The sequence below is a fragment of the Limnohabitans sp. 2KL-51 genome (genome assembly GCF_003063645.1).
Taxonomy (GTDB): domain Bacteria; phylum Pseudomonadota; class Gammaproteobacteria; order Burkholderiales; family Burkholderiaceae_C; genus Limnohabitans_A.
This window is the reverse complement of record NZ_NESJ01000015.1, coordinates 59,907-86,334: the sequence shown is the minus strand read 5'-3', so window position 1 is coordinate 86,334 and position 26,428 is coordinate 59,907. Positions and strand designations below refer to the sequence as shown.

The window sequence follows — 26,428 nt, the reverse complement described above, 5'->3', positions numbered from 1 at the left end:
CATGGCGTTGGCTTGTGGGCGCATGGGAGCCTTTCGTGGTGTGGGTTCAAAGCGGCCTCATGCCAAAGGATGATCCGAAGTGTGGGCCGAAGAATCTGCTGAAGGGTGGGCCAGGTCAGGCCCCGACATCAAATCGGGGCGACGGATCAGGCCCGTGTACAAAGCCAGTCCGGCCAGGAGCTTGAGTACGCAAGGCAGCAGGCCATAAGCCAGGCCCAGCGCCAGCACGGCATCGGCACCCTGCTGACCCGGGGCATAACCCCACAAACCGAGCAATGGCAAAGACAGCCCAGCGGCAAGCGCCAGATTGAGTTTGGTGGCCAAATTCCACCAGCCCATGAACGCGCCGTCTGTGCGGCCCCGCTCGCCGCAGCGGTCAATCAGTTGGTTGAGCAGGGCACCGGGTACCGTGAGGTCAGCGCCCAGCGCCATGCCCGATAGGGCACACACCACCAAAAAGCCTGTTGTATCGCCCGCGCCCAGCGTGACCACGCTGACAAAGGCCAGCACCGACAAAGCCATACCCGTGGCCCAAGTGCGCAGCAGGCCAATGCGGTCGATCACCTTGAGCCACAGCGGAAACGACAGCGCTCCGGCGGCAAAGTACAGGCCTAAAAACAACGGCTCCATGGCTTTGGGCGCTTGCAACAGGTCTTGCACAAAAAACAGCACCAGCGTGGCGGGAACAGCGCTGGCCAGGCCGTTGAGCATGAACACCATCAGCAAACGGCGAAAGCCCGCGTGCTGCCAGGGCTGCCAAAGGCTGCCCACCGCATGCCCGGGCACCACCGCAATGGTCGATGCCAAGGCGCTGCGCGCAACCCACCGCCAAAAGAATAAGCCCAGCGCCAGCATGAGCACGAGCAAGGCCGTCGTCGGCCCCCAGCCCCACAGCGCGGGCAAGGCAGACGCCAGCAACACCCCCACCAGCGCAAAGCCCTCACGCCAGGCGACCCAGCGGCTTTGAGCGATTCCCCCGCCGCCTTGGCGCGCCGCCCAGGCCTGGTGCAAGATGCCCAGCCCGCTGTAGGCCAGGTGGCTGAGCGTGAGCGCTGCGCCCACCCAAACCAGCAAACCCGTGGGCGACAAAGCCGCCGCGGGCGGAAAAAACAAGGCCGCAAAGCCCACCGCCACTGCCAGCGCCAACAACACCGCCGCCAGCCACACGGCCTGCCACGAGTGGCGGTACAACTTGTCGCCCCAACGCCCGAGCCACGGGTCCACCACCGCGTCGATGCTGCGACTGAGCAAGAGCACCGCGCCCAATGCCGCCAGGGGCACACCGTACTGCTGGGCGTAGAGGTTGGGCAAATGCACATAGACCGGCAACGCCACAAACGCCAAAGGCAAACCCAGCAAGCCATAGGCGGCCGAGGTCTTGCGCTGCACAGCGATGGGGGTTGCCAGGGCCAAGTCACTCATGGTTGCAAGCCTTGTAAGAGTTGCGCACGCATCTTGGGCTCAGAGGTGCGCTCGTCCAGCCAGATGCCAAAAAACAAGCGCGCAAAATTCACGTCTTTGACCACGCCGACGCGTTGGCCATTGACCCAAAATTCGACCCCCTCACCGGGCAGGTTGATGCCCGTGATGCGCTCACCCGCGCTGACGTTGGGAAACATCTCGCGCATGGCTGCCAGCCAGCTTTGTGATTGCACATCGGTGAAGCTGCCCACACGCCGCATCTCGTCAATCGACCGACTGGCAATGGCCGCGCCTTCCAGTTTGCGCAGGTATTGCAGCTCCAGGGCAAAGGCTTGTTGTATGGCCTGGCTGTGCCGAAAACCCCGCGGCGTCCACAACCTGGCGTCATACACCTCAAAGCCCCAAACCCGCAGGCGCACCGGCGCGGTGGGCACCACGCCGCCCAAGCCCGCCACTTCGGGACGGCTGTAAGCCGCGTTGGGGCTGGTCACGCTGGTGCTTTGCGCTTGTGCTGCGCCGAACAAGCCACCCCACAAGACCAGAAGAAAGCCGTGTCGCCAGCTGCTTTGCAGCAACCAGGACGTGGCGCGGGTTGTCAGTGAGGTGTGCATGGGAATTAGCCGGGCTTGACCAAAGTGAACTGCACCACGTCGATGCTGGCTTCGTCAAACGCCGCTTCGCAATACGCCAGATAAAAGGACCACAAGCGGATAAAGCGGTCATCAAATTTGAGCGATCGCACGGTGCCCAACTGCGACATGAAGCTCTCGCGCCAGCGGCGCAGCGTCTCTGCGTAGTCGGGACCGAAGTTCAGCTCATCGACCACCTGCAGGCCAGCATCTTGCGCTTGTTTTCGGAACTCGCTCGGGCTGGGCAAACATCCGCCCGGAAAGATGTACTGCTGAATGAAATCGGTCGATTGCAAGTAGCGCTCAAAAAACCGGTCGTCAATCGTGATGCTCTGCACGCACGCGCGGCCACCCGGCTTGAGCATGCGGCTGATGGTCTGAAAGTAGGTTGGCCAATAGGCCTGGCCCACCGCCTCGATCATCTCGATCGAGCACACCGCATCGTAAGGCCCATCGCTGATGTCGCGGTAGTCTTGCAAACGCAAATCAGCGCGTGCCTGCATGCCGTGCGATTGCATGCGGGCGTTGGCAAAAGCCAGTTGCTCGGTGGACAGGGTCACGCCGGTGATGTGGGCCCCAAATTCAGTGGTGGCCGCTTCGGCCAAAGCGCCCCAGCCGCAGCCGATTTCGAGCACCCGGTCGCCAGGCTTGGCGTCCACCATGCGCAGGGCGCGGCGCACCTTGGCTTTTTGGGCATCGGCCATGTCTTGGCTTTGGTCACCATCAAACCAGGCCGATGAGTAGTTCATCGTGCCGTCCAGCCACAGCTCATAGAAGGCGTTGCCCAAGTCGTAATGGGCGTGGATGTTTTTGCGGCTATTGGTCCGGTTGTTGCGGTTGAGCAGGTGTTTGATGCGGTAGAACAAACGCCCCAGCCAGTGACCGTAAATGGCGCTTTCAATGTGGTCACGGTTGGCAATGGTCAGGCGCAGCAGGGCGGCCAAATCGGGCGTCGTCCAGTCGCCCGCCATATAGCCCTCGGCAAAACCAATGTCACCTGATTTCAGCACCTCGGCGCACATGTCCCAGCGGTGAATGTGCAAAGCGGCAAACGGGGCCTCGTGCGTGCCAAAGACCTGGTTGTTGCCATCGGGTGCATGCACCGTGAGCGTGCCAATTTTCAGGCGCGTTAACAGGCTGAGCAGACGTGCAGCGGCCTTGGGCAGGCTGGCGTGCGAAATGCTGGTGGTGGCGCGGTGACCCAAGGCTTGGGCGTTGTCAGCGGTCTTCATAGAGGGCGGCATCCGGTGGGGTCCAGTGTTCATCGGGTCACAAAATCGCGGGGCGGCTCAGGCTTGCGCCAAAACGGTACTTTTTTCGACCACAGCAAGAGCGCATGCCAGTGGATGCGGGCCACCACACCCAGTGTGAGCAGGGGATAGCGCCACATCACGCGGCGCAGGGCCTCACCGGTGGCAGGCTCGAGCACGCCGCTCCAACTGGTGTCGATCAAGGGGCCATCGGCGTCGCCGTGGTCCACACGCGCCACGACCCGGTCTTGGCCTGCGTGTGTCACACGCATGAAGCGAAAGCGGTATTGGCCTTGCACATCGCAAAAGGGTGAGACATGGAAAACCTTGTGGGCCACAATCGTTTGGCCGTATTGCGGCTCGGGCAACAGGTAGCAATGCCGCTCGCCAAAGGTGTTGTTCACCTCGGCCACGATGGCGGCCAGGCTGCCATCGGCACGGTGTGCGTACCAAAAGCTCACGGGCTTGAAGGCATGGCCCAACACACGCGGAAAGGCCTGCAACCAGACCTCACCTGTGGCGTCCTCGATGCCTTCTTTGTCCAGCAAGGCATCGAGCCAAGCCAAGGCCCCGCCGGTCTTGGCCGGACGGCCATCGCCGTGGTCGGCATCGTGAAAGGCAAACCAGGCGCGGCGGTTGATGGCCAGATCGGTGCGGCACAGACCCGCTTGTAAGCTGCGCATGGGCAGCATCAAAAAAGCGGTCGGGTATACGAACGCGTGGTGGGCCGGGCGGTGGCGCGTGTGGCGCACTTGGCCCCAGCCAATGAGTGCGGTGGCTGAGGTCATGCGGCCAGTTTTTCCTGAAGGCCGCCTTGCTCGTGGATTTGCTTGAGCAAGGCACGGCCCACTTGCAGACCCGACTTGAGGCCATCTTCGTGAAAGCCATAACCCGTCCAGGCCCCGGCGTACCAAGTGTGGTGCTGGCCTTGCAGCAAAGGCACGCGTTTTTGCGCGTCAATCGCTTTGAGGTCAAACACCGGGTGCGCGTAGTCGTATTCGCCCAAGATGGTGGCAGGGTCGATGGACTGCAATGGGTTGAGCGACACCACCACGGGCTGGGCAAAAGGGATGCGCTGCAACAGGTTGAGCAGGTAATGCAGGCACACCCGAGAGGACTCGCGCTCGGTGCTGGCTGCGCGCTCGTAATTCCAGGCGGCCCAGGCCTTGGGGTTGGCCGGCAAAACGCTGGCATCGGTGTGCAGCACTGCACGGTTGTCTTGGTAACGGATGTCGCCCAACACCTTGCGCTCCTCACCTGAGGGCTCGCGCAGCAGGCCCAGCGCCTGGTCGGTGTGGGTGGCGATCACCACTTCGTCAAAGCGTTCGGCATGTCCGTCGGTGATGATGCGCACGCCTTGCGCGTCGCGCTCGATCAGGCGCACCGGGGTGCTGAGGCGCTTGTCGTGCAGGCCCGCCAAAATTTTCTCAACGTAGTGGCGTGCACCCCCCACCACGCTGAACCATTGTGGCCGGTTGGTCACCTGGATCAGACCGTGGTTATGGCAAAACCGAATCATGGTGGCCACCGGAAATTGCAGCATCTGGTCGGTCGGGCAACTCCATATGCAGCCCAGCATGGGCAGAAAATACCAGTCGCGAAAAGCATCGCTGAACTTGTGCGTGCGCAAAAAATCGACCAGCGGCTGCTGCAGGTCTTGTTCGCGCTGGGCTTTGGCGATGCGGGTGCACAGCGCATTGAAGCGCATCACATCGGCCAGCATGCGCCAAAACCGTGGGTTGACCAAGTTGCTGCGCTGGGCGAAGACGCTGTTCAGGTCGGTGCCGCTCCACTCCAGCGTCTTGCCATTCACCGCCCCCGGCACCTTGACCGAGAACGACATGTTGGACGGCGCGGTTTCGACCTGCAGTTCGGCAAACAGGTTGATCAAGTTGGGGTAGGTGCGTTCGTTGAACACCAAAAAACCCGTGTCCACGCCATGCGTGACCGGGCCTTTGGGCGTAGGCAGGGTGATGTCCACCGTGTGGGTGTGGCCGCCAAAGTAGTCACCCGACTCGAATACGGTGATGTCGGCATGGTCTTTCAGCGTGTGGGCTACAGCCAGGCCGGAAATGCCAGACCCCACGATGGCCAGTTTCATGCGGCGGCTCATGGCTTGGCTTTCAGCGCTGTATCGATGGCGGACAGCAGGGTTTTGCTTTCCGGCCCGGTCATGCTGCTGTACTGTTCAATGACCTTGCCGTCCCGGCCAATCAGGTATTTGTGGAAGTTCCAGCGGGGCTTTTGGCCGGTTTGGGCGGTGAGCTGCTTGAACAAGGGCGCGGCACCATCGCCCGTGACCTGGGTTTTGGTGAACATCGGGAACTTCACGCCAAAGGTGCTTTCACAAAAGGCGGCGATGTCCTTGTTGCTGCCTTTTTCCTGAGAAAAGTCGTTCGAGGGAAAGCCCAGAACCACCAAGCCACGGTCTTTGTATTGGGTGTTCAGCGTTTCCAGGCCTTTGTATTGCGAGGTGAAACCGCAAAAACTGGCGGTGTTAACCACCAGCACCACCTTGCCCGTGTACTGACAGAGTGACTGCGGCTTTTCGTCTTGCAGGCGGTCAAAGCTGTGGTTAAGAATGGCTGGGCAGGCGGGCGCCTGAACAGCCGTTTGCGTGGCAGCTTGCGCCGCTTCCAGCCCCAAACCCTGCATGGCTGCCAAGGCGACCAGAGTCAGGTTAATGCCCCATTTTTTTACCGAAGAGTGGCTCATTTGAACTTCAAAACTCATTTTATGACTAATCAGTTTAAACTTGTTTGATCTTATTGTCACATCCCCTCTCTGCCCATTGGAGAAAAGCATGGCCAAAACCCCGGGGTTCAAAGGGAACAAACAAAGTTTGCCGCAAAAGCCGTGTGCGGTTTGTGGCCGCGCCATGGTGTGGCGCAAAAGCTGGGCCAAAAACTGGGACAGCGTTTTGTATTGCAGCGAGCGCTGCCGCGCCGACAAATCCCGCGCGCCTTCCAACACCAACTTTCCGAACAAGGCCCTGGCATGACACGCCACCTGGTCTTGGTGCTGGGAGACCAGCTTGGTTGGGACAGCCCTGCTCTGGCGGACTTTGACCCGGCGCAAGACCAGTTGTTGCTGATCGAAGCCGACAGCGAGGCCGCCGAGGTCTGGAACCACCAAGCCCGAATCGCGATCTTCTTGTCGGGCATGAGGCACTTTGCCAATGAAGCGCACCAGCGCCGCTGGCCCTGCACTTATTTGAAGCTGGACGACACCACGCTGCCCGATGACTTTTATGGGCGGCTCATGCTCACCCTGAAAAGCCTTCAACCCCAAGCCCTGTTGATGCTGGAGGCTGGAGCTTGGCGCATGGAAAGGCTGATCGAGAAGGCGGCCGAGCAAGCCCAGGTGCCGCTGCGCTGGGTGGCCGACACCCACTTTTTGTGCAGCCGCTCCGAATTTGCCAAGTGGGCAGGGGACAAGAAAGAGCTGCGCATGGAGTTCTTTTACCGCGAGATGCGCAAACGCCACGGCGTGCTGATGGCGGGCAAAGAACCGTTGGGCGGGCAATGGAACTTTGACGCCGAGAACCGCAAGGGCTTTGGGGCCAAAGGCCCGGGCACCGTGCCGCCGCCGGCACATTTTGCGCCTGACCGCGTCACGCAAGACGTGATCGCGCTGGTGCAAACACGCTTTGCCAAACACCCGGGCACGCTGGACCATTTCGCTTGGCCCGTGACCCGCGAAGACGCCTTGGTGGCGCTTCAGCACTTCATTGACCAGCGGCTCGAAAACTTTGGTGCCTGGCAAGACGCGATGTGGACCACACTGCCTTTTGGCTGGCACGCGCTGGTGGGCAGCAGCTTGAACCTGCACCTGCTCCACCCGCGTGAGGCGATCGTCGCGGCCGAACAGGCTTACCACGCACGCGGCTTGCCACTGGCGAGTGTCGAAGGTTTCATCCGCCAGGTGCTGGGCTGGCGCGAATTCATCCGCGGGGTGTATTGGCTGGACATGCCGCTCATGGCTGAGGCCAACCATTACGGCCACACGCGCGACTTACCCGCCTGGTACTGGACGGGCAAGACGCACATGGCCTGCATGCAAGCCACCATTGGCCAAAGCCTGCAGCATGGCTACGCGCACCACATTCAACGCCTTATGGTCACCGGGCAGTTTGCGGTGTTGGCGGGGCTGTCACCGCAACAGGTCAGCGCCTGGTACCGCGCCATGTACGTCGACGCGGTGGAATGGGTGGAGACGCCGAACACCTTGGGGATGGCGCTGCACGCCAACGGCGGGCGCTTCACCAGCAAACCCTATGTGGCCAGCGGCCAGTACATCAGCCGTATGAGCAACTACTGCAAAGGCTGCCGCTACCAACCCGAGCAACGCACCGGCCCGGATGCCTGCCCCATGACCACGCTGTATTGGGACTTTTTGATCCGCCATGAACCCGACTTTTCTGGCAACCCACGCACCGCGCTCATGGTCAAGCATGTGGGTCGCATGAGCGCGGAAGACAAAGCGCAGATCCGAGCGCAAGCAGACGCGAGTCGGGATGGGTTGGATCGGTTGTAAATGACGTGTACAAGTCCTGCGTTGGCACTGAAGTCCGTCGGGTTGTGACACACCTCGGTTCAACAACTTGTTGTCGGCCGACAATTCAAGCCTGATTTGTGCGTATGCTTGGCAGAAATCATGATCCATCCTTTGAAAAAAATAGGTTTTCATGCCAATGGCAAGCCACGTGCCTGGTTGACATCGCTGGTATTTGACGCCCAATTGGCGCCTCGCCCCGTGTTCAAACCATGGGTTGGGCCCACAGCAATAGACATTCATCCGGCTTTTCGTGAGTGGCTTCGTCTGGCTTTGCAAAACCCAGCGCCTTCATCCTCAAACGATTGGCCTTTGCGTCGCCAACGCATCGTTGATCAAAAAAACTTGGGCTCTGCACGCACCCTGCACATCGTGTACACACACGCTACCTCTTTTGTGGCACACGCCCTACAGACCCATGCCCAGTCTTTGGGTTTTGCGGTTCACATCGACCACGAGATGCCTGAGGCCTTTCCCGAAGACTTGTACCTGGTCATTTGCCCACAAATGTTTTCGCATTTGCCGCCACGCGAAAAACGCATCGTTTTTCAAATGGAGCAATCGGTTCATCCCCGGTGGTTCACTCCTGACTATCTGAACATCCTTTACAACTCGGTGGCGGTTTTTGATTACTCGGCGCAGAACATCCAGTTTTTGATCCAGCAAGGCCTACCCGCCGACATGGTTTTTCACGTGCCCTTGTCTCCGGTGCCCAACTACCCTGGCGCTGAATTTTCAAACGAAGTCGCCGACTCCGACAGCTCGCCTGCATGCGATGTGCTGTTTTATGGCGACTTGAAAAACAAAAGAAGACAGGCTTTTCTCAAGGTGCTGAGCGAGCACTTTGACGTGCGGGCGGAACGCAGCTTGTATGGCCAAGACTTGTGGCGTGCCATGGCGCATGCCAAAGTGGTGGTCAATATTCACTATTACGAAAACGCTTTGCTCGAAAGTACGCGCATTTGTGAATGCTTGTCTTTGGGCGCGCGAGTCATTTCTGAAGCCGCCACCGATCAAGGCCAACATGCCGATTGGGAGGATCTGGTGGTGTTCACCCCGATCAACGATGCCCAAGCCATGGTGGAGGCCATCCACCAATGCTTGCGACAAACGCCCCTTGCTGCGCCCTTTTTGTCAGACCGTGCGTTCCGCTTGGGCCCCTCGATGGAAGCAGCATTTCGGACTTTGAATCTGCTGGTTCACAGATAAAGCATGACTGTGGGCCAAACTGAGCTTCACGCGTCAGGACCAACCTGGAGCACCCCACATTCACCTCCCCCTGTAGCCATCATTTACGCCGACTGATCTGCTTGAGCACATGCTCATGGGGGGCAAGGCACAGATCGGGGAGCAAGCTGGGGCCGTGTGGGCGGGGTTGGATAAAGTTTGAAGAAGATCTGGACCCACGACGAGTTTTATAAGTAAATTACAAATGTTATAGAATTTCAATAACTTTACTAATATACATATCAATGAATCCGATCACCAACCCGTACAACCCCGGCGCAGGCACGCCCCCGCCTGAGCTGGCCGGTCGAAATGAACTGCGCGAAAAGGTCAGGATCTGCATAGAGCGACTGCGCATCGGCAATTCAGCAAAAAGTCTGATTTTGGTGGGTTTGCGAGGGGTTGGAAAAACGGTTTTGTTGGACCGCATGCGCTTGGACGCAGAGGGCACAGGCATCCAGACTTTGCGCATTGAAGCACCTGAAAACAAATCTTTGCCAGCGATGCTGGCGCCCGAATTGCGCAAGGCCCTCTTGCGCATGAGCACCATCGAGTCAGCCAAAGAAGTTTCACAAAGAGCCCTGCGTGCACTAGCGGGTTTTGCCAAAGGTCTAAAGCTTAAATTTGCCGACATCGAAGTGGGCTTTGACTACGCGCCTGAGCCCGGTCTGGCCGATAACGGCGAACTGGAGTCCGACTTGACTGCGCTGTTGGTTCAAACCGGAGAAGCGGCCAAGGCCGCAGGCACCGTGATGGTCATGTTCATCGACGAACTTCAGTATGTCAAAGAAAGTCAGTTTGCTGCCCTGATCTCTGCGCTGCACCGCTGCGCGCACTTGCGTTTGCCCATCACTTTGGTGGGGGCTGGCCTGCCACAGTTGCTGGCCCTGGCCGGTGAAGCCAAGTCGTATTCAGAACGCTTGTTCGAATACCCGCAAGTCGACAAACTCAACACAAGTGCCGCAATGGATGCCTTGCGCAAACCGGCACAACAACTGGGCGTGCACTACACCGACGATGCAGCGTTGGCCATTGTGGAAAAAACCCAAGGCTATCCCTATTTTTTGCAGGAGTGGGGCAAACACACCTGGGATGTGGCCACCACCAGTCCGATCACTTTGGATGTCGTGAAGACCGCAACCCAACTGACCATCGCTGGACTTGATGAAAGTTTCTTCAAGGTGCGGCTGGAACGAACCACACCCAGTGAACGCCGGTATCTGCGTGCCATGGCAGACTTGGGTCCTGGGCCACACCGCTCCGGGGACATCGCCAATCAATTGCTGAAAACGGTCAGCACACAAGCGCCCGTTCGCTCCAGCCTGATCCGCAAAGGCATCGTCTGGAGCCCCACCCACGGCGACACAGCCTTCACGGTACCCCTGTTTCACGAATACCTGCTGCGCACCGTACCCACCAATTCATAGCGGCACACCAATCCGTTATTTACGCCGACTTATTTGTTGGAGCACATGCTGCTTGAACGCCAGCGCCAGCGGAGAGAGCTTTTTGCTGGCAGGGTAGACGATATGCCAGGCCGAGGGCAGAGGAAATCCCTGCACGTCGATCACACTCACACCATTTTCTTTTTGGTGCCCATGCAGGGCATGACGCGAGACTACGCCCACGCCCAGGCCGCCCGCTACCGACTCCTTGATCGCCTCGTTGCTGCCCAGTTCCAGCCGCACGTCGGGGCGGAACTTCATTTGCCGAAAAAACTGGTCGCCCGCCATGCGCGTGCCTGAGCCTTTTTCGCGGAAGATGAAGCGGCGTTGAGCCAATTCTTGCAAAGGCACGGCGCTGCGTTTGGCCAAGGGGTCGGAAGTCGGTGCGATCACCACGATCGGATTCGGCATGAAGGCCTCGTCGCCCAAGTCCATGTCTTTGGGGGGCATGGACATGATGTACAGGTCGTCCAGGTTGTCACGCAAGCGTTGCACCACGCCATCGCGGTTCAGGATTTCCAGCGAGACGTCAATGGCCGGGTGGCGCTTGCAAAAGCTGCCGATCAGGTGCGGCATGAAGTACTTGGCCGTGCTCACCACCGCCACCCGCAGCTTGCCGCGCGACAAGCCCTTGACGGCGTCCACGTTTTGCTCAAAAGCGTCCCAGGTGTGCGCCACGGCGCGTGCGGTCTGCGCCAGCTCTTGGCCCACCTCGGTCAGGTAGAGTTTTTTACCCACCAACTCGTACAGCGGCAAGCCCACGGATTCGCTGATGTCCTTGAGCTGCATCGAGGCCGTGGGCTGGGTGACGTGCATCACTTTAGCCGCTGCGCTGACGCTGCCAGTTTCGGCCAAAGCCAGAAAAAGGCGCAATTGCCGGAAGCTGACATTCATAGACTTTTATCTATATTCAAGGGTTGAAGAATCGATTTTACAAGTGTTTCATCCTTTTTTATGATCGGCGCAAGGAACACCCTATGCAAAATCTGATCGACCCCGCCATTCTCTTTTTCATCTTCGGCGTGCTGGCCGGCACCGTCAAATCCAACCTCGAAATACCGCCCGCCATCTCCCGCTTTTTGTCGCTCTACCTGTTGATGGCCCTGGGCCTCAAAGGCGGTTTTGCGCTGTCGCAATCGGGCCTGACGGCCAGCGTGGGCATCAGCCTGGCCGCCGCCGTGTTGTTGGCCATCGTCATTCCGCTCATCGGTTACGCCTTGCTGCGCCGTTTTGTCTCGGGTTTTGACGCAGCGGCGGTGGCGGCCACTTATGGTTCGGTGAGCGCGGTGACCTTTGTAACGGCAGTGCAGACACTGGAAAACCAGGGCGTGCCTTATGGCGGACACATGGCTGCAGCCATGGCGCTGATGGAATCGCCCGCCATCATCCTGGCGGTGGTGTTGGCCAATTCGCTGCGGCAAAAGCAGGCCTCGGGTGTGGTGCTGCAAGCAGGTGGTGTGGCCGCACTGGGCGGGCCTACCGCTCCTCAAGGTGCGTCGGTGGGCAAGATCCTGCACGAGTCCTTCACCGATGGCGCGCAGTTGCTGCTGCTGGGGGCCATGGTGATCGGTCTGATCACAGGCGAAGCGGGCAAAGAGGCGATGGCACCCTTCTCGGTGGACCTCTTCAAGGGCATGTTGGCCTTCTTCCTGCTCGACATGGGCTTGATGGCTGCACGCAACCTGCCGCAGGTCAAAGGCCAATCGCCTGTGCTGATCGCCTATGCCGTGCTCGGCCCCATCGTGCATGCGGCGCTGGCCCTTGGCCTGGCTATCGCCTTGAAACTGAGCGCAGGCGATGGGGCCTTGCTCATGGTGTTGGCCGCGAGCGCCTCATACATTGCCGTGCCCGCCGTGCTGCGCACCGCCTTGCCCGAGGCCAAACCCGCGCTGTATTTCGGGCTCAGCCTGGGGCTGACCTTTCCGCTGAACATCGTGCTCGGCATCCCGGTCTATTTGGCGGTGGCTCAAATGGTCCTGACATGAGCACAGCGCCGCCCCTTTTTTATCAAGGTCGCCAAGTTGCCATCCTGACGCAACATGGCAAACAAGACCTGGTGCGCGGCCCCCTGGAAGCCGCCCTGGGCTGTCAGCTGGTGCACACCGATGGCTATGACACCGACCAGTTGGGCACCTTCACGCGAGAGCTGACCCGCGCCGGCTCCCAGCTGGATGCGGCCAGAAAAAAGTCCAGCATTGGCATGGCACTGACCGGCGCGTCTGTGGGCATGGCCAGCGAGGGTGCGTTTGGCCCAGACCCATTTGGAGCCTTCATGCCCTGGAACACCGAAGTCGTGTTGTGGGTAGATCGCTTGTCAGGGATTGAAGTAACGAGCTTTGCTCACGGCCCTGCCCTGAGCTTGCACCGAATGGTATCGAGCCTACAAGAGCTGGAGCGCTTTGCCGCAGAGGCTGGGTTTCCAGAACACCTTTTGGTGCTGCGACCCGAACACCCCGAGCACCTCGACATGGACAAAGGCATCCATGATCACAGTTCGCTGCTCAAGGCCTTTCATCTGGCCCAAGCCAAGTCTGCCAATGGCGTGGTGTTTGCTGAAAACGATCTGCGGGCTTTTTGTAACCCGACTCGCCAAAAAATGATCCGCAAGGCCACCGAAGAACTCATTCAAAAATTGCTTTCAGCCTGCCCAAGCTGTGACTCTCCCGGGTACTGGCTCAGCCAGCAGATTCCGGGTTTGCCTTGCCGTGCGTGTGGCAGCTTGACCCGTTTGCCCAAAGCAGAAATATGGGGCTGCAAAAAATGCGGCCATGAAGGGCAACGTGCCGTGAATGCCCAGCCTTGGGCTGATCCGGCCCGGTGTGATTTTTGCAACCCATGATGGTGGTCATCACAAATGACTGAACCATCGTGTCTGCACAATGCGAATGGGGCAACGCTCTGCTATTGATCCGGCCCGTAGATGTTTGAATGGCCCATGTTTTTTTCGGCCATGCGGATGTATTGTTTTTGTAGGAGCCCACCTTGTGGGCGATTTCATCCACACCGCCAAGGCACGCCATCACCCACAGGGGTGGGCTCCTACAAAAAACCCCATCCCTTGAATGTTGCTCAAGACTTCACCGGGCCCGATCAATAAGCACTTGTCTTGACCATCATCTCCGGGCTGGCATTGGCTGATGCCCGAGCCAACACCCAGGCTGCAGTTTGTGGCGACACGGCTTCTTCCTGGCTCGTCCATGCGACAAAATCGTCTGGCCTGACCAGAACCCATTTGGCGTCATACCGGTCAGCACCCAGGCCGGACGTCAGCGCTACCATTTTTAAAGGCACCGAAAGTGCAGCCGCAGCCTCACTGAACACGCGCGCATTCTCTTCGGATGTACCAATGCACAGCAAGGTGAAATCTGTGCCCAGATGTCCGAAGACATCCCCACCGGCCGTTAATGGTGCAGGTGGCAGATGATGCCCTGTACGTGCTTCGAAGCGATGTGACCCGACAGCGCTGCAGATGCCGTTATTCCCATTCAAAACGATCGGCGAACCTTCGTAGTTCGGCTCAAAGGCGTGGACTTCACCAACTGCCCCTTTGGCTCGCGCCTGCCATTCCGATTCGAAAGCAGTCCGATTGACAGAAGGGTCAAATGAACTCATGAACTGGCTGTCCCGTTCAATTGATTTCGCGATGAAATCGTTCACGGTTGACAAAAATACGGGTCGCCGTTCAGCCTCGTATGAATCGAGAAGTGCATCCCCTGCACGGCCCTGAACTACAGCTGCCAACTTCCAGGCCAAATTGCGTGCATCTTCAAAGCCAGAGTTGACGCCGTAACCGCCATAGGGCGGATGGCTGTGTGCAGCATCACCCGCAATGAAAATGCGGCCTGCCCGATAGCTGTCAGCGACCGCGAATCGCAGATCCCAAAAACCAATGTGTTCGAATTCAATTGCAAACTCAGCGCCTATGGCCTCATGCAAGAAGGCGTGGAAATCGAAATTGTCTTCTGTCGTCCCAAGTGGCACCGGCGCATGGAAAAACCAGGTCTTGCCGAGATCAACCCGACCCAGAAATTTCCAGTAACCCTTGAGTTCAGGATGAAGCACGTTGTAATAAGACTTGCCAGGAAAACGTTCAAGCAATGAATGCAACTCTGTCGAGCGAAAGACCAGCAGCACCATGACACGGTCATGATCCGTTCGTGTCTGCGTTATTCCGACCTGCTCGCGTACAACCGAACGACTGCCATCACAACCGATCACATATTTCGCTCGTAACTTGCGTCGCCCAGTGCCTTGACGTTCAGTCAATACAAGCTCGACGCCATCATCATCCTGTACGACGGACACGGCGCTCCAACCATAGATCGTCTCGATTTTGGGTAACTCAGCCGCACGTTTCCTCAGCACGGCCTCTGTTGCGTACTGAGGTAAGCGCTCGTTGGCTGCATGGTAATAAGGCTTGACAAGGTCGCGCTGCAACCAGTCATAAGAGTACTCACCTAACAGCGTCCCATAGGCCGTCAAACCACCGATGCCGTACTCTGGTGGAATCGTTCGCGCCGCACGAAGTTGCGATTCAGCGCCCCATGCCTGGAAATGCTCCATCGTTCTTTGGGTCAGGTTTTGACCTTTGGGGATGGGCTGCGGTTGAATATAACGCTCCACCACAACGCATCGAACACCGCGCTGCCCCAGGTCAATGGCCATGCCCATACCCACGGGGCCTCCGCCCACGATCACTACATCGGTCGTATCCATCATCTTTACATCACCCATTTCGTTGGCCCTATTTCGGCAAAAACTTTGACTTTCAGCAACGTGGACGAACCACCATTGCGCCTCACTAAAAGACCCAACTCAAATCAATTCTGACGATTGGCCTTTTAACTGGCTCTATTAAACTTGACATCATTCAATCATTCAAACTGAACTTGTTCATGTATCCATCAGAAAAGCTCATGCATTTAAGCAGCCGTCAGTTGCTGGCTTTTCTGGAGGTCGCTCGTCTTCGCAGCATCTCAAAGGCTGCCGAGTGCATCCCCATGTCCCAGTCGGGCATGAGCATGTTGATCAAGGAATTGGAGGATCAAATTGGCGCCCGATTGTTCGACCGCAATCCGAGGTCGGTGACGCTCACCGATTCCGGTCGCGAACTCCTGCCTGTGGCACAGCGCATCGTTCAGGAATTGCGGGACCTGCGTTCGGCAATCCAAGGAACCGAATCGGCCAATCGTTCCCGCCTGAAGGTTGCAGCAACGCCCATGGTGTCCATGAGCCTTTTGCCTGAGATCGTTCGCGAGTTCACCAAGTCGAATGCACAAGTGGACATCACAATTGCGGATGTCGATGTCCATGCTGTACGCCAGCGCGTTTTAGATGGTGATGCCGATATTGGTCTGGGCTTCTTCGTCAAGCCTGCCGTTGGACTTTTACGGCAGCCTCTGTGCCGCTTTCGACTGATGTGCATCAGTCCACCGGCGTCAAACCCCAGCACTCACCTGTCATCTCGCCCCTGGACTGGCCTTCGTGATCTGCCGTTGATTGGACTTCCTGCTGACAACCCCATCCAATCGTTGGTGGAAGCCCATCTGGCCCAAATCGGGGGAGGCGGCGAACAGCGTCAAGTGGTGAACTTCATTGGCACTGTGATTGCCATGGTTCGCGCCGGATTGGGTCACGCCATCATCCCTTCGTTTGCCATTGAGGAGTGCAAACGTCATGGTTTACAAATCAGCATGCTCACTGCACCTGTCGTCAACCTGGATCTCTACCTCGTCACACGCAGAGGCACCCAGGCCAAGTCCACATCTTTGGAGTTCACGGCGCGCCTCAAAGCTACAGCAGCCAAGTTGGCTGCGCCTGCCCCAAAAAGACAAACCACCCGCAAGTAAACAGGCAAGGTCACTGGGGCAGAATTTTCTGATCCTGGATCAATCGCTCCCACTTGACGAAGTCGTCACGTTGGGTACGTGCCAATGCCTGAGGTGAGCCGGGGACCGGCTCCATGCCCAGCACGTTCAAGCGTTCGCGAACATCGGGCATGGCCAGAATCGCTCGCAAATGCTGGTTCATTGCGTTCACTGCAGTCTCAGGAGTGCCTGTCGGTGCAAACAAGGCCAACCAGCCGACGCCTTCAACTCCGGCCCCTGTGGCCTCTATGAGTGTCGGCACGTCGGGCAGTTGTGGCGCGCGTTGTGTTCCGGTCACGGCAATGATCTTCAACTTGCCCGCCTGAACCAGCGGCAAAGTTGAGGCCAAAACATCGAACATCACCTGAATCTGCCCACCCATCAGGTCGGTGCGAGCCTGTGCTTCTGATGCATAGCCGATCCAGGTCAGATCGGCGCCTGCGCGCTGACGCAAAAGTTGTCCAGAAAGAAACGGTACGCCGCCGCGCCCGCCAACACTCGCATAGTTGATGCGGCCGGGCTGTTGCTTGGACAGCGCGATCAATTCTTTCACGCTGTTCACGCCCAATGCGGGGGATACGGTCATCACCACCACGTTGTTGACGAGCATGGACACCGGCATGAAGTCCTTCACCGGGTCGTACGGAAGGCGTGCATTGAAGTGCGGGTTGATGGTCATGATGCCGGCATTGCCAAGCAAGAATGTGTGGCCATCGGTCGCCGATTTCACAGCCACTGCAGCGATCCCGCCATCCGCACCAGGCCTTGTATCCACCATCACAGGCTGCCCGGTGCGAGCTTGGAGTTTGTCGCTGAGCAAACGCGCCATCACTTCCACGGCTGATCCTCCGGGTGCAGGCACGACAATTTTGATTGGCTTGTCTGGCCAATTTTGTGCGCCAACGGACATCGGTAAAACGCTGCACATCAATGCGCTTGCCATCAGGATCGATCGGCGGCTGTTTTTTGGAATTTCGCAGGTCATGAGGTCTCCTATTTTTGTTTCAGCTGTCCTATCCAAGTCAGCTTTCAAAGCTTGTTCAATCGAGATTTGAGTTGAGGTCTACCCATTCATCAAACGTAAGCTGTTCATGATTTCATGATCAAAACTGATGCTTTTCAACGACCACCAATCAACTCAAGCGTGAAGCCATGCTGATCTCGAACATAGGTCACGCACCTGCCGGCAAATGGTCCGCCAGGCAGGGTCAGGATTTGACCGGCAACGGCAAATCCGAACCGCTCAAACGCCTGCGTCGTTTCAGACACGGACTCCACCTCCAGCGCCAGATGCGCACCGCCGATGTCGCAAGGTCGAGGTGCCATGGACGTCGCACTTTCAGGTGCGCTGTATTCCAGCAACTCCACCACATGCCCGCCCGCAAGCGTCACCATGGCCACACGGGCCTGCGCGCCTTCAACGCCTGTGATGTGCCCCAACGTGTCGCCAACCGGTATCTGCCGAATTTCGCCCGCTTGGGCGTTCAGGCATTGACTGAAGAAGGCGAGCATTTGCTCCAGATCATGAACCGTGAGCCCCGTGTGGATCGTGCGAAGAACAGCCATGGTTTTCCTTCAAATCAATCAACGCACCACGCCGATGGGTTGGCTTTCCCAGTAAACGTGCTTGGTACTGAGGAAATCGTTCAGTCCTTCCACGCCATGCAAGCGGCCATAGCCACTTTCCCGGAAGCCGCCGGTCTCGGCCTCGGGGAAGAGTTTGTTGTGGGTGTTCATCCAGACGGTGCCCGATTTCAGTTCTCGCGCCATGGCCTGCCCAGCGGCGCGATCGCTCGTCCATACGCTGGCGGCCAAGCCATAGCGTGTGGCGTTGGCGCGCGCAATCGCATCGGCCTGATCGCGGTAGCGCTCGATCACCAGAACTGGCCCGAAGAGCTCCTCCTGGATGTACTTGGAAGACAGGTCAGACACCTCCACCAGCGTGGGCGAGACGAACGCGCCCTGGCTCAGGGGGCCAGTCGGGACACCGCCCTGTAGCCAGACTTTTCCGTGTTGCGAAGCCTCGGCTGCCAAACGGGCTAGGCGGTCACGGTTGGCGTGGTCAATCAAAGGACCCAATTGCGAGTTGGGCTCATGCCCAGGCCCGATCACCAGGCTGTTCAAACGTTCGGCCAGCGCTGCGGCGGTCTCATCGAATCGGCTCTCGTGGACGAGCACCCGCGCAATGGCTGTGCATTGCTGTCCAGCCATGGGCAGGGCGCCAGCGACCAAACCGGTCAAGGTCGACACCAGCGGGGCGTCGGGCAACACGATGGCTGGCGCCTTTCCGCCGAGTTCCAGCGACAGACGTTTCAGCGTACCCGACGCATCAGCGGCAATTTTTTTGCCAGTAGCAGAAGAGCCTGTGAAGCTGATGACGTCGATATGCGGGGACTGGCTGATGGCGCGCCCGATATCCGCACCTGACTCTGTGAACGAACACACCACGCCTGAAGGCAGTCCTGCGATGGAGGTCAGACACTCCAGCGTCAGTTGGTTCACCAGGGCGGTCTGGTGTGCTGCCTTAATCACCACCGTGCAACCTGCAGCCAAGGCTGGCGCCAGAGATCGAATGAGCAGAATCACCGGCGCATTCCATGGAACGATGATGCCAGCCACGCCAGCAGGTTCACGGCTGAGCTGCGAATAGCACCCGTTGTCGATCTCGGCCACACGCCCCCACAGGTTGCGCGCCAAACCCGCATAAAAGCGCAGTTCAGACACGGCGGTAGCGATTTCGCCACGCGCTTCGCGTGTCAGCTTGCCATTCAGTGTCACCAGCCAACGCTCGATCTCGGGCGCGCGCGCTTGCAGGTTGGCCGCAAACTCCAGCAACACCGCCTCACGCAGGCGCGGGCTGCGCGACCAAGCGCCATGGTCGAAGGCTTGGCGAGCCGCACCGATGGCCGTCAAGGCATCGTCAAGTGATGCCTCGCTGTATTGGGCAGCGTGTTCGCCATTGGCCGGGTTGATGCAGATGCCGGGTTGTCCTGTGCCGACGGACCACATGCCGTCCAAATAATTCTTTGCTCGTTCCACTTTTTTGACTCCTTGGATTCTCGATTAAGTTCACGGCCAGATCGGCGTCGTTCCGACCCAACATTGGATGGTGATAGCGCTGATGAATTCGGCCTTCATTTCAGGACCTTTGAGGTGTATTTGATGATCAGGGGGTCATCCAACATCACCAGGTTCCGTAATAGATACCGTGCTCCTTGGCACGATCAGTTCGTTGCGCGACCTCGTCATCGCCCATGGTCAAGCGTGGATGTTGATCGTTGAGCCAAGCGTGCAGACGTTCGTCCAGACGCTGGCGCTCAGCCGCACAGCGTGGGTCTTTCCCCAAGTCCACATATTCGTCCGGATCGTCTCCCAGGTTGAAAAGTTGCGGCGTGAAACCTTGCCAACGCACGTACTTCCATTGCCTCTCGCGAACCATCCAACCGCGGCATTCTCCAGGCTGACGATTGAGCAGCAGACGGGCGCGGCGGAACGAATAATCGATCTCCGCGAAAACGCAGTCACGCCAGTCTGTCGGACTGTTGCCATGAATCCAGGGCATCAGAGAACGCCCCTGAGTCCGGTCCAGCTCTGGTCGGATCTGCAGTGCGTCCAGCGCGGTAGGCACCACGTCCACGGACTCGGCAAATGCTGTCACACGATGACCCCGGGTGGCGTCGGCCTGCGGACGTGGATCAAACACCATCAGTGGCGATCGAATGACCTGATCATGGAACAGGTCCTTTTCTCCCAGATGGTGGTCACCACCGAAGTCGCCATGGTCGTTGGTGAAGACGATGAGGGTGTGTTCGAGCTGCCCGTTGTCTTTCAAGGCCTGGATGACACGGCCGATGTGGTGGTCGAGCTGCTCGATCAGGCCCATGTAAACCGGCCGAACCTGGCGTACGACCTCATCCCGCGCAAAAGTCTGTGACTCTTCCATCTGCATATAGGCCGCCACCACCGGGTGTGGGTCGATCAATTCACTCGCCCGCTTTTTTACTGGCAGCATGTCCTGCGGGCCATAGCGCTGGTGGTAGGGTGCAGGGGCCAAGTAGGGCCAATGCGGCTTCACATAGGACAGGTGCAGCGCCCAAGGTTTTTGTCCTTGCTCAGCCAAATAGTTCAGGGCACATCCGGTGACATAGGCTGTCTCAGAGTGTTCCTCGGCCACGCGTGCGGGCAAGTGCAGGTTACGCAAAAACCAGCCGCTGGCAGTTTCACCATCGAGTCCATCCGCGCCCACCACATGTTCGGTCCATGGGTCATCGCCCTTGTAGCCGTGGGCACGCAAATAGTCAGCATAGCCGCTCTTGGCGTCTGGCGGCCCATGGCCCTCGATGCGGTCAATCTCCACAAAGCCACCGCTGGCATGGTGCAACCAAGCTGGTGAGCCCGGCGTCATGCCCAAGCGTTGCATGCCCGCCGTGTCTGCAATGACATGTGTCTTGCCAATCAAGTGCAGCTGTCGACCCGCACCCGCCAGGTAGTCACCCAGGGTAGGCTGCTCCACGGGCAACGGCACACGATTCCAGGTCACCCCGTGTGAGCCCACGTAGCGGCCGGTGTAATAAGACATGCGTGACGGGCCACACACGCCTGCCTGCACAAATGCGGCGTCGAATCTGACGCTGCGAGCCGCCAGTTCATCCAGGTTGGGGGTTCTGATGCTGGGGTGGCCATTGCAGGCCAAGTGGTCCCAGCGCAACTGGTCGCTCATCACGAACAGCAAGTTGCGCAGTGGTGCTTGGGTCATGGGAACTTACACAAAGATGGCACCACCCTCGACGCAGAGCGTCTGCCCAGTCATGAAAGCGGCGTCGTCGCTTGCAAGAAAGCTCACTGTGCCTACCAAGTCGGCGGGCAACGCATCGCGTTGGATCGAGCGCGACTTTCGAATGGCCTCGCCAAACTTCGCCATATGGTCATCATTTTTGAGTATCTGGTCCGAGAGCGTCAAACCCGGCGCCAGTGCGTTGGCCGTGATGTTCCAGGCACCCAGTTCACGTGCCAGCACGCGTGTGAAAGTGATGACTGCACCTTTGCTGGTCACATAGTGGGCCATGTTCGACAGGCCCTTGAGTGCCGATGTGGAGGCCACGTTGATGATCCGGCCCCATTGCTGGCCCTTCATGTGTGGTGCCACAGCCTTGGCGCAGATGAAGGGGCCAAGCGTGTTCACGCGCATGACCTGCATCCATTCGTCACTGGAATACTCCTCAAAAGGACGGTTCACCAGTGTTGAAAAGAGCGCAGCGTTGTTGACGAGGATATCCACACCAGCAAAGCGAGCTTCGATGGCCTTGACCGCGTCAGCGACTGAAGCCTCATCGGTCACGTCCATCGTTACGCCAAAACAGCGCGTGCCTGTGCTGTCCTCTTCTGCTGCGGCGACATCGGCGCCGCGCAGGTCACCAATGACAACACGCGCCCCATCAGCCAGCAGACGCTGCACGAATGCACGGCCCAAACCTGTTGCGCCACCAGTCACCAGTGCGGTACGTCCTGCTAATTTCATGGTTTTGTCAAAAGTTGTGAACGATGCCCGCAGCGAATGCACTTGGGTCTGAGCCCTTGACCGCAGGACGCACGCGTGCAAAATAAGCAGCTGGAATCAAACTGAGCATTGAGCCCGCATTGTTGTCGATGCGGCCATAGTTGACGTAAAGGCTTGTACGCTTTGAAAGGCTGTGGCTGTAGTAAGCCGCCATCGTTGTGCCCTTGGGTTCAGGCAAACCAGCGACCTTCAGATCGCCTTTGGTTTCACCCATCTGCATGCCCAGCCTGCCTGCTTTTCCCACGGGAAACACGGCGCCAAGCCAATAAGACGTGGTGTTGTTACTGGGAATGGCCCGATCACGAGAAGCTGCCGGTGTGACTTGGTGGATCTTGTACCATCCGGCGTTTACCGTCACCCAGCCATAGTCGTAACGACCACCGAGCCCCATCTCAGTTTGATCATCTACAGCGAGGTTTGCGCCCGTTCCGGTTCTCTCTTTGCTGCTTTGATAGGCTGCGGCGAGATTCAATTTGCCTGTGCGATAGTAGGCACCCAGGCCCATCATGCGTCCCTGATCTTGTGGCGCTGTGGCGTTCTCAAGTCCTGCTGTGACCACAGCACGCAACGTAAGCCCACGCATATCCGGTGACATGTAGTAAATGCCATTGCTCGCACGGCCGATGATGTTTTGACTGATGCTGCCGTTGTTTCCGTAATAGCCAATGCCCCCGTAATCCGTCTGGTTCAGCATCGGAATGAGCGGTGTACCCGTGCGGCCCAACGCCAGTTGACCCCACTCACGGCTTTCGATGCCTACGATGGATGTGCGACCAAAATTGGCATTAGCACCTGGCAGCATGTCGCCTGAATCGGTGCGGATGCCCATATCAAGCCGGGTAAAGGCTGAAAGTCCACCGCCCATGTCCTCGCGCGCTGAGAAAACGATTCGGCTGCCCGTGACGGTTCCTGTCCCCAATTGGGTTGTCTTTCCGCCGGGATCCCCTGTGTTCACGAATTCGAGGCTTGTATCAATAGCGCCGGAAATGGTCACTTGCGCTTGCGCGCCCAATGCCGTCATGGCAAGCATGGCCGCTGCAGCTCGGGAAAGGCTGGAACTGTTCATCGTGTTCTCCTATGGGGTTTGTAGGTTGGCTTCAGTCAAGGTCTAGATGATTCTATAAAAAATACGGCGTTTCTCAAATAGATACTGCATGATCTGCTGCTGGGACTTACCCTAATTGCTGTTCGACCACGCTCAATGGGCCGCGTGGACAGTGCGTGTCTCCAAGAAGGACGCCATGCCTTCCATGCCGCTCTCGCTGCCGATGCCGCTGTCCTTGAGTCCGCCGAAGGGCGCTTCTGGCGTAGACACCATGACGTTGTTGATGGCGATGGCGCCTACTTCCAGTTGCTCAGTTACAACATTGGCAATGCGCCTGCTGTCGGTGAACAGATAAGCCGCCAGGCCATACGGGTTGTGGTTGGCAATGACCAGCGCCTCCTCGAGGGTGTTGAATCCTGTGATGGGTGCCAGAGGCCCGAAGGGCTCCTCCGACATGATCCGCGCCGTGGGCGGCACATTGCGCAGCACAGTCGGTGCATGGAAGTGCCCCAGACCACCCATCGCACCTCCACAGGCCATTTCGGCGCCATGTGCCAGTGCATCGGCCACCAGTGGTGCCATGGCGGCCTTACGGCGCGCGTTGACCATGGGCCCCATTTGCACTGCTGGATTCATGCCGTTACCCAGCTTCAAGGCTTGGGCCTCGGTAACAAAGCGGTCGCAGAACTCACGTTCAATAGACTTGTGCACCAGGAAACGTGTGGGTGCCAGACAGGCCTGTCCTGCGTTGCGAAACTTGTGCCCCACCAGCATGGGTACGAATCGGTCAAGGTCAGCATCGGCCCACACGATGACGGGCGCATGCCCACCCAGCTCCATCGTGGTCCGCTTGAATCCTTCAGCGCACTGCCGTGCCAGTGTTCGGCCCACACCCACAGAACCGGTGAAGGACACCTTGCGAATGACCGGACTGGCAATCAAGGTTTCTGATATTTCAACTGGATTTCCATATACAAGTTGAAGGACGCCAGGCGGCAGCTCAGCCTGGAGACCATCCACCATGGCGGCCACGGCCGCAGGTGTTTCCTCGGCAGCCTTGACGATCACCGAGCATCCGGCCGCCAACGCCCCACCGATCTTGCGGGCCGTCAATATCACCGGGTAGTTCCAGGGTGAAAGGGCCAACACCGGCCCAACCGGGTACTTGCGCACCTCCATGGTGCGCACCGACCAAGCGCGAAGATGCCAGTCGGCCATACACGCGGCGTGACTCCTCGGCATACCACTTGATCATCTCTGCGGCGACTTGCACTTCCTGTCGCGACTCGGCCAGGGTCTTGCCCTGTTCCAGAGTGAGCCAGATGGCGATGGTCTCCAGTCGCTCCAGCATGCGCGCCACACCCCGCTCCAAAATTTCGGCGCGTTCGCGGGCTGGCCGTTGGCGCCAGGCTGCGAAGCCAAGCTCAGATGCAGCCAAAGCTTCTGCCAAATCCTCGGTACTGGCAGAAGAAAAATCACCCAATGGTTCTTCTGTCGCCGGATTGCAAACCGCGATGCGCAATGCACCCCGTCCAGAACGCCATCGGCCGTTGATCAGAAGCTCTGGCGTACGGTACTCGGGGACCGATCCCGCGACAAAGGGCGGTCGAGTCAAGGGCGTGGACTGCATGGGATCGAATTCTTTCTTCAGGAAAATGCGCTGCGCCAGACCGACGCCATCATCAACGCTAGGGCCACCACGATCGCCGCAGAGGTCAACCGGCGAATGTCTTGCGCGCTCAATCTCTTAAAGCCAAACTTGGCGATCGGCATGGACACCAAGGCACCCAGGAGCATGGCGCCCAGATGGGTCGTATCGATGCTGCCACTCATGCCAAAAACCACCCCCGTGCAGGCCGAAAGAGCGAGGCCGATGACCAGTGAAGTGCCGACCACGCGTTGCGCCGATTCGCCGCTGGTGGCCATCAACGCGGGTGAGACCAAGATGCCGCCTCCCGTACCTGTCGCACCGACAAGCGCACCGGTGGCGCACGCCAATGGGGCAAGCCCGAGTCTTTGCAGGACGCGACTCAAATTTTGTGAGTGAAGGGACACCAGGGCCAATACGCCTGCGACAAATATCGCCAGCTTGAGCGAGCCATTCACCACTGTGGCCAAAACCCCTGATTGGCCCATGACCCAAACCACCAATACAGAGCACAGGAGGCACACCCCTAACGCCGCTTTCAGAAATGTCCGCAACAATGGCCAAGCCACGTTGCCGGCACGTTGGTGGCTCAATCCCGCACCGATCTTGTAAACAAACGAGAAGGCACTGGCCGTGCCAACCGCAACTGGCAAGGACATTCCAAACAGCCCAACCAGAATGGGCACGACGACAACGCCGCCCCCAACACCAGACAAGTACATCAGAGCACCCGCGCAAGCCCCGAACACCATGGCTGATAACAACTCCATCGTCGGTGGCCTCAGATGCGCTCAGTCGTGCTCGTCAATTCGGCATCTTGAAGCCGGTATCCTTAACCAAGTCACCCCAATATTTGTGCTCTGCCCTCAACTCCGCTGCCACCGTTGCTGGGGCTGCTGTACCGTCAACCACAAAACCCTGCGCTGTCAAAGCGTCGCGCAATTTGGCGTCGGTAAGTCCCTTGTTCACGCGGGCAGCTATGCCATCGATCATCGCCTTGGGTGTTTGTGCAGGGGCCATCAAGATGTAGGAAATTGAGGCCACCAAGTCTTTGTAGCCGAGCTCTTGAAATGTCGGCACATTGGGCAGTTGGGGGGCTCTTTTCGTACCGCTGGTCGCCAATATGCGCACCGTTCCAGCTTGATGTTCGCGCAACCACTCAGCAACGCCCGACGAGGCCGCCAACAAGTGTCCACCAACCACATCGGTGATCAACTGCGATCCACCACCGCGGTAGGCCACATTGTCAAGTGGGACACCGGCTGCGCGCCCCAACTTGATGCCGAACATGTGCGGGATGCCGCCAAACTGGGGGGTGGCGAACACAGCGCGGGCGTTGTCTTGCTTGACCCAGTCGATGTAGGCCTTCAGCGTTGTCGCCGGAACCTTGGCGCTCACGATGTAGGCCACATCGAATCCGGCAACGCGGGAAACTGGTGCCACGTCTGCCAAAGAGTACTTGAGGTTGCCACGTGTGTGGGGCGTCAAGGTCATTGCACCCGATGGGGCCATCAGCAGTGTCGTACCGTCTGCTGGCGCGCTCTTGATCGCATCGAATCCGAGGGCCCCGCCAGATCCGGGGCGGTTCTCAACGATCCAGCGTGATCCATCAGAAGCAGCCAATACTTCCGCCACGCGACGCGCAAGCCCGTCCAGATCAGAACCGGCAACGGTACCGACGAAGATACGGTTTTGTGCCAGAGCCATATTCGGAATCGCGGTCATTGCGCCAGTCAACACAATGGCCATCGATGCGAAAAAATTCTTCATAAATTGAACTCCTT

The 26,428-nt window shown here is 58.6% G+C and carries 23 protein-coding genes and 1 pseudogene; 7 read left to right on the top strand and 17 right to left on the bottom strand.

The genetic code is table 11. The features are described from left to right. Positions 1-57: 57 nt before the first annotated feature. Genes B9Z49_RS15930 through B9Z49_RS15905 form a run of 6 tightly spaced genes read right to left on the bottom strand, consistent with a single transcriptional unit; the run spans position 58 to position 6,016 of the window. Positions 58-1,422, bottom strand: coding sequence for an MFS transporter (locus tag B9Z49_RS15930; RefSeq protein WP_108354425.1), 1,365 nt, complete (start codon positions 1,420-1,422; stop codon positions 58-60). Then, positions 1,419-2,033, bottom strand: coding sequence for a chalcone isomerase family protein (locus tag B9Z49_RS15925; RefSeq protein ID WP_108354424.1), 615 nt, complete (start codon positions 2,031-2,033; stop codon positions 1,419-1,421). The genes B9Z49_RS15930 and B9Z49_RS15925 overlap by 4 nt, the downstream gene beginning before the upstream one ends. Before the next feature lie 5 nt (positions 2,034-2,038). Further along, complete coding sequence (locus tag B9Z49_RS15920) at positions 2,039-3,283, bottom strand: class I SAM-dependent methyltransferase (protein ID WP_369913702.1); 1,245 nt, start codon at positions 3,281-3,283, stop codon at positions 2,039-2,041. Between the two features lie 29 nt (positions 3,284-3,312). Further along, positions 3,313-4,089 carry a DUF1365 domain-containing protein gene (locus tag B9Z49_RS15915; RefSeq protein ID WP_108354422.1) on the bottom strand — a complete coding sequence of 259 codons (777 nt, stop codon included), beginning with the start codon at positions 4,087-4,089 and terminating at the stop codon, positions 3,313-3,315. Beyond that, the gene (locus tag B9Z49_RS15910) at positions 4,086-5,402 is read right to left on the bottom strand and encodes an NAD(P)/FAD-dependent oxidoreductase (protein WP_108354476.1); all 1,317 of its coding nucleotides are present in this window, start codon (positions 5,400-5,402) and stop codon (positions 4,086-4,088) included. The genes B9Z49_RS15915 and B9Z49_RS15910 overlap by 4 nt, the downstream gene beginning before the upstream one ends. Positions 5,403-5,410: 8 nt before the next feature. Beyond that, positions 5,411-6,016 carry a glutathione peroxidase gene (locus B9Z49_RS15905; RefSeq protein WP_108354475.1) on the bottom strand — a complete coding sequence of 202 codons (606 nt, stop codon included), beginning with the start codon at positions 6,014-6,016 and terminating at the stop codon, positions 5,411-5,413. Between the two features lie 88 nt (positions 6,017-6,104). On the opposite strand from B9Z49_RS15905, the gene B9Z49_RS15900 reads away from it, so the two are divergent. The 4 genes from B9Z49_RS15900 to B9Z49_RS15885 all read left to right on the top strand — a co-directional run bounded on the left by B9Z49_RS15900 (position 6,105) and on the right by B9Z49_RS15885 (position 10,509). Next, positions 6,105-6,302, top strand: a complete 198-nt coding sequence (locus tag B9Z49_RS15900; protein WP_108354474.1) for a DUF2256 domain-containing protein — start codon at positions 6,105-6,107, stop codon at positions 6,300-6,302. Continuing rightward, entirely contained in the window at positions 6,299-7,837 is a 1,539-nt protein-coding gene (locus tag B9Z49_RS15895; RefSeq protein ID WP_108354421.1) for a cryptochrome/photolyase family protein, read from the top strand. Before B9Z49_RS15900 ends, B9Z49_RS15895 begins: the two co-directional genes overlap by 4 nt. Before the next feature lie 120 nt (positions 7,838-7,957). Beyond that, positions 7,958-9,064 (top strand): hypothetical protein, encoded by a 1,107-nt coding sequence (locus B9Z49_RS15890; RefSeq protein WP_108354420.1) that lies wholly within the window; start codon positions 7,958-7,960, stop codon positions 9,062-9,064. Between the two features lie 263 nt (positions 9,065-9,327). Next, complete coding sequence (locus B9Z49_RS15885) at positions 9,328-10,509, top strand: ATP-binding protein (RefSeq protein WP_108354419.1); 1,182 nt, start codon at positions 9,328-9,330, stop codon at positions 10,507-10,509. A 15-nt stretch (positions 10,510-10,524) separates the two neighbouring features. Here B9Z49_RS15885 and B9Z49_RS15880 read toward each other — a convergent pair whose 3' ends face one another. Then, positions 10,525-11,421: a LysR family transcriptional regulator gene (locus B9Z49_RS15880; RefSeq protein WP_108354418.1), complete on the bottom strand. Its 897-nt coding sequence runs from the start codon at positions 11,419-11,421 to the stop codon at positions 10,525-10,527. Positions 11,422-11,504: 83 nt separating this feature from the next. Between B9Z49_RS15880 and B9Z49_RS15875 the strand changes: the two genes are divergently transcribed. Together B9Z49_RS15875 and B9Z49_RS15870 are read left to right on the top strand one after the other, a co-directional pair. Beyond that, complete coding sequence (locus B9Z49_RS15875; protein ID WP_108354417.1) at positions 11,505-12,512, top strand: sodium-dependent bicarbonate transport family permease; 1,008 nt, start codon at positions 11,505-11,507, stop codon at positions 12,510-12,512. Further along, positions 12,509-13,366 (top strand): DUF6671 family protein, encoded by an 858-nt coding sequence (locus tag B9Z49_RS15870; protein ID WP_108354416.1) that lies wholly within the window; start codon positions 12,509-12,511, stop codon positions 13,364-13,366. Before B9Z49_RS15875 ends, B9Z49_RS15870 begins: the two co-directional genes overlap by 4 nt. A gap of 251 nt (positions 13,367-13,617) precedes the next feature. Here the strand turns inward: B9Z49_RS15870 and B9Z49_RS15865 are convergent, their stop codons facing one another. Then, complete coding sequence (locus B9Z49_RS15865; protein ID WP_233254657.1) at positions 13,618-15,192, bottom strand: FAD-dependent monooxygenase; 1,575 nt, start codon at positions 15,190-15,192, stop codon at positions 13,618-13,620. Positions 15,193-15,443: 251 nt separating this feature from the next. Between B9Z49_RS15865 and B9Z49_RS15860 the strand changes: the two genes are divergently transcribed. After that, positions 15,444-16,376 (top strand): LysR family transcriptional regulator, encoded by a 933-nt coding sequence (locus B9Z49_RS15860; RefSeq protein ID WP_108354473.1) that lies wholly within the window; start codon positions 15,444-15,446, stop codon positions 16,374-16,376. Between the two features lie 10 nt (positions 16,377-16,386). On the opposite strand, the gene B9Z49_RS15855 is transcribed toward B9Z49_RS15860, so the two are convergent. The 9 genes and pseudogenes from B9Z49_RS15855 to B9Z49_RS15815 all read right to left on the bottom strand — a co-directional run bounded on the left by B9Z49_RS15855 (position 16,387) and on the right by B9Z49_RS15815 (position 26,414). Beyond that, on the bottom strand, positions 16,387-17,223 hold the full coding sequence (locus tag B9Z49_RS15855; RefSeq protein WP_233254665.1) for a tripartite tricarboxylate transporter substrate binding protein: 837 nt from the start codon (positions 17,221-17,223) through the stop codon (positions 16,387-16,389). Positions 17,224-17,513: 290 nt separating this feature from the next. Beyond that, positions 17,514-17,960, bottom strand: coding sequence for a VOC family protein (locus B9Z49_RS15850; protein WP_108354413.1), 447 nt, complete (start codon positions 17,958-17,960; stop codon positions 17,514-17,516). An 18-nt stretch (positions 17,961-17,978) separates the two neighbouring features. Next, positions 17,979-19,433, bottom strand: a complete 1,455-nt coding sequence (locus tag B9Z49_RS15845; RefSeq protein ID WP_108354412.1) for an aldehyde dehydrogenase family protein — start codon at positions 19,431-19,433, stop codon at positions 17,979-17,981. 145 nt (positions 19,434-19,578) lie between these two features. Beyond that, a complete protein-coding gene (locus tag B9Z49_RS15840; RefSeq protein WP_108354411.1) occupies positions 19,579-21,150 on the bottom strand; it encodes a sulfatase-like hydrolase/transferase in 1,572 nt (523 codons plus the stop codon). Between the two features lie 6 nt (positions 21,151-21,156). Continuing rightward, positions 21,157-21,912, bottom strand: a complete 756-nt coding sequence (locus tag B9Z49_RS15835) for an SDR family NAD(P)-dependent oxidoreductase (RefSeq protein ID WP_108354410.1) — start codon at positions 21,910-21,912, stop codon at positions 21,157-21,159. A 7-nt stretch (positions 21,913-21,919) separates the two neighbouring features. Further along, a complete protein-coding gene (locus tag B9Z49_RS15830; protein WP_108354409.1) occupies positions 21,920-23,017 on the bottom strand; it encodes a porin in 1,098 nt (365 codons plus the stop codon). A gap of 132 nt (positions 23,018-23,149) precedes the next feature. Further along, positions 23,150-24,626, bottom strand: a pseudogene (locus B9Z49_RS15825) (NAD-dependent succinate-semialdehyde dehydrogenase). A gap of 17 nt (positions 24,627-24,643) precedes the next feature. Continuing rightward, complete coding sequence (locus tag B9Z49_RS15820; protein ID WP_108354408.1) at positions 24,644-25,414, bottom strand: sulfite exporter TauE/SafE family protein; 771 nt, start codon at positions 25,412-25,414, stop codon at positions 24,644-24,646. 34 nt (positions 25,415-25,448) lie between these two features. Continuing rightward, positions 25,449-26,414 (bottom strand): tripartite tricarboxylate transporter substrate-binding protein, encoded by a 966-nt coding sequence (locus B9Z49_RS15815; RefSeq protein ID WP_108354407.1) that lies wholly within the window; start codon positions 26,412-26,414, stop codon positions 25,449-25,451. Positions 26,415-26,428 lie beyond the last annotated feature (14 nt).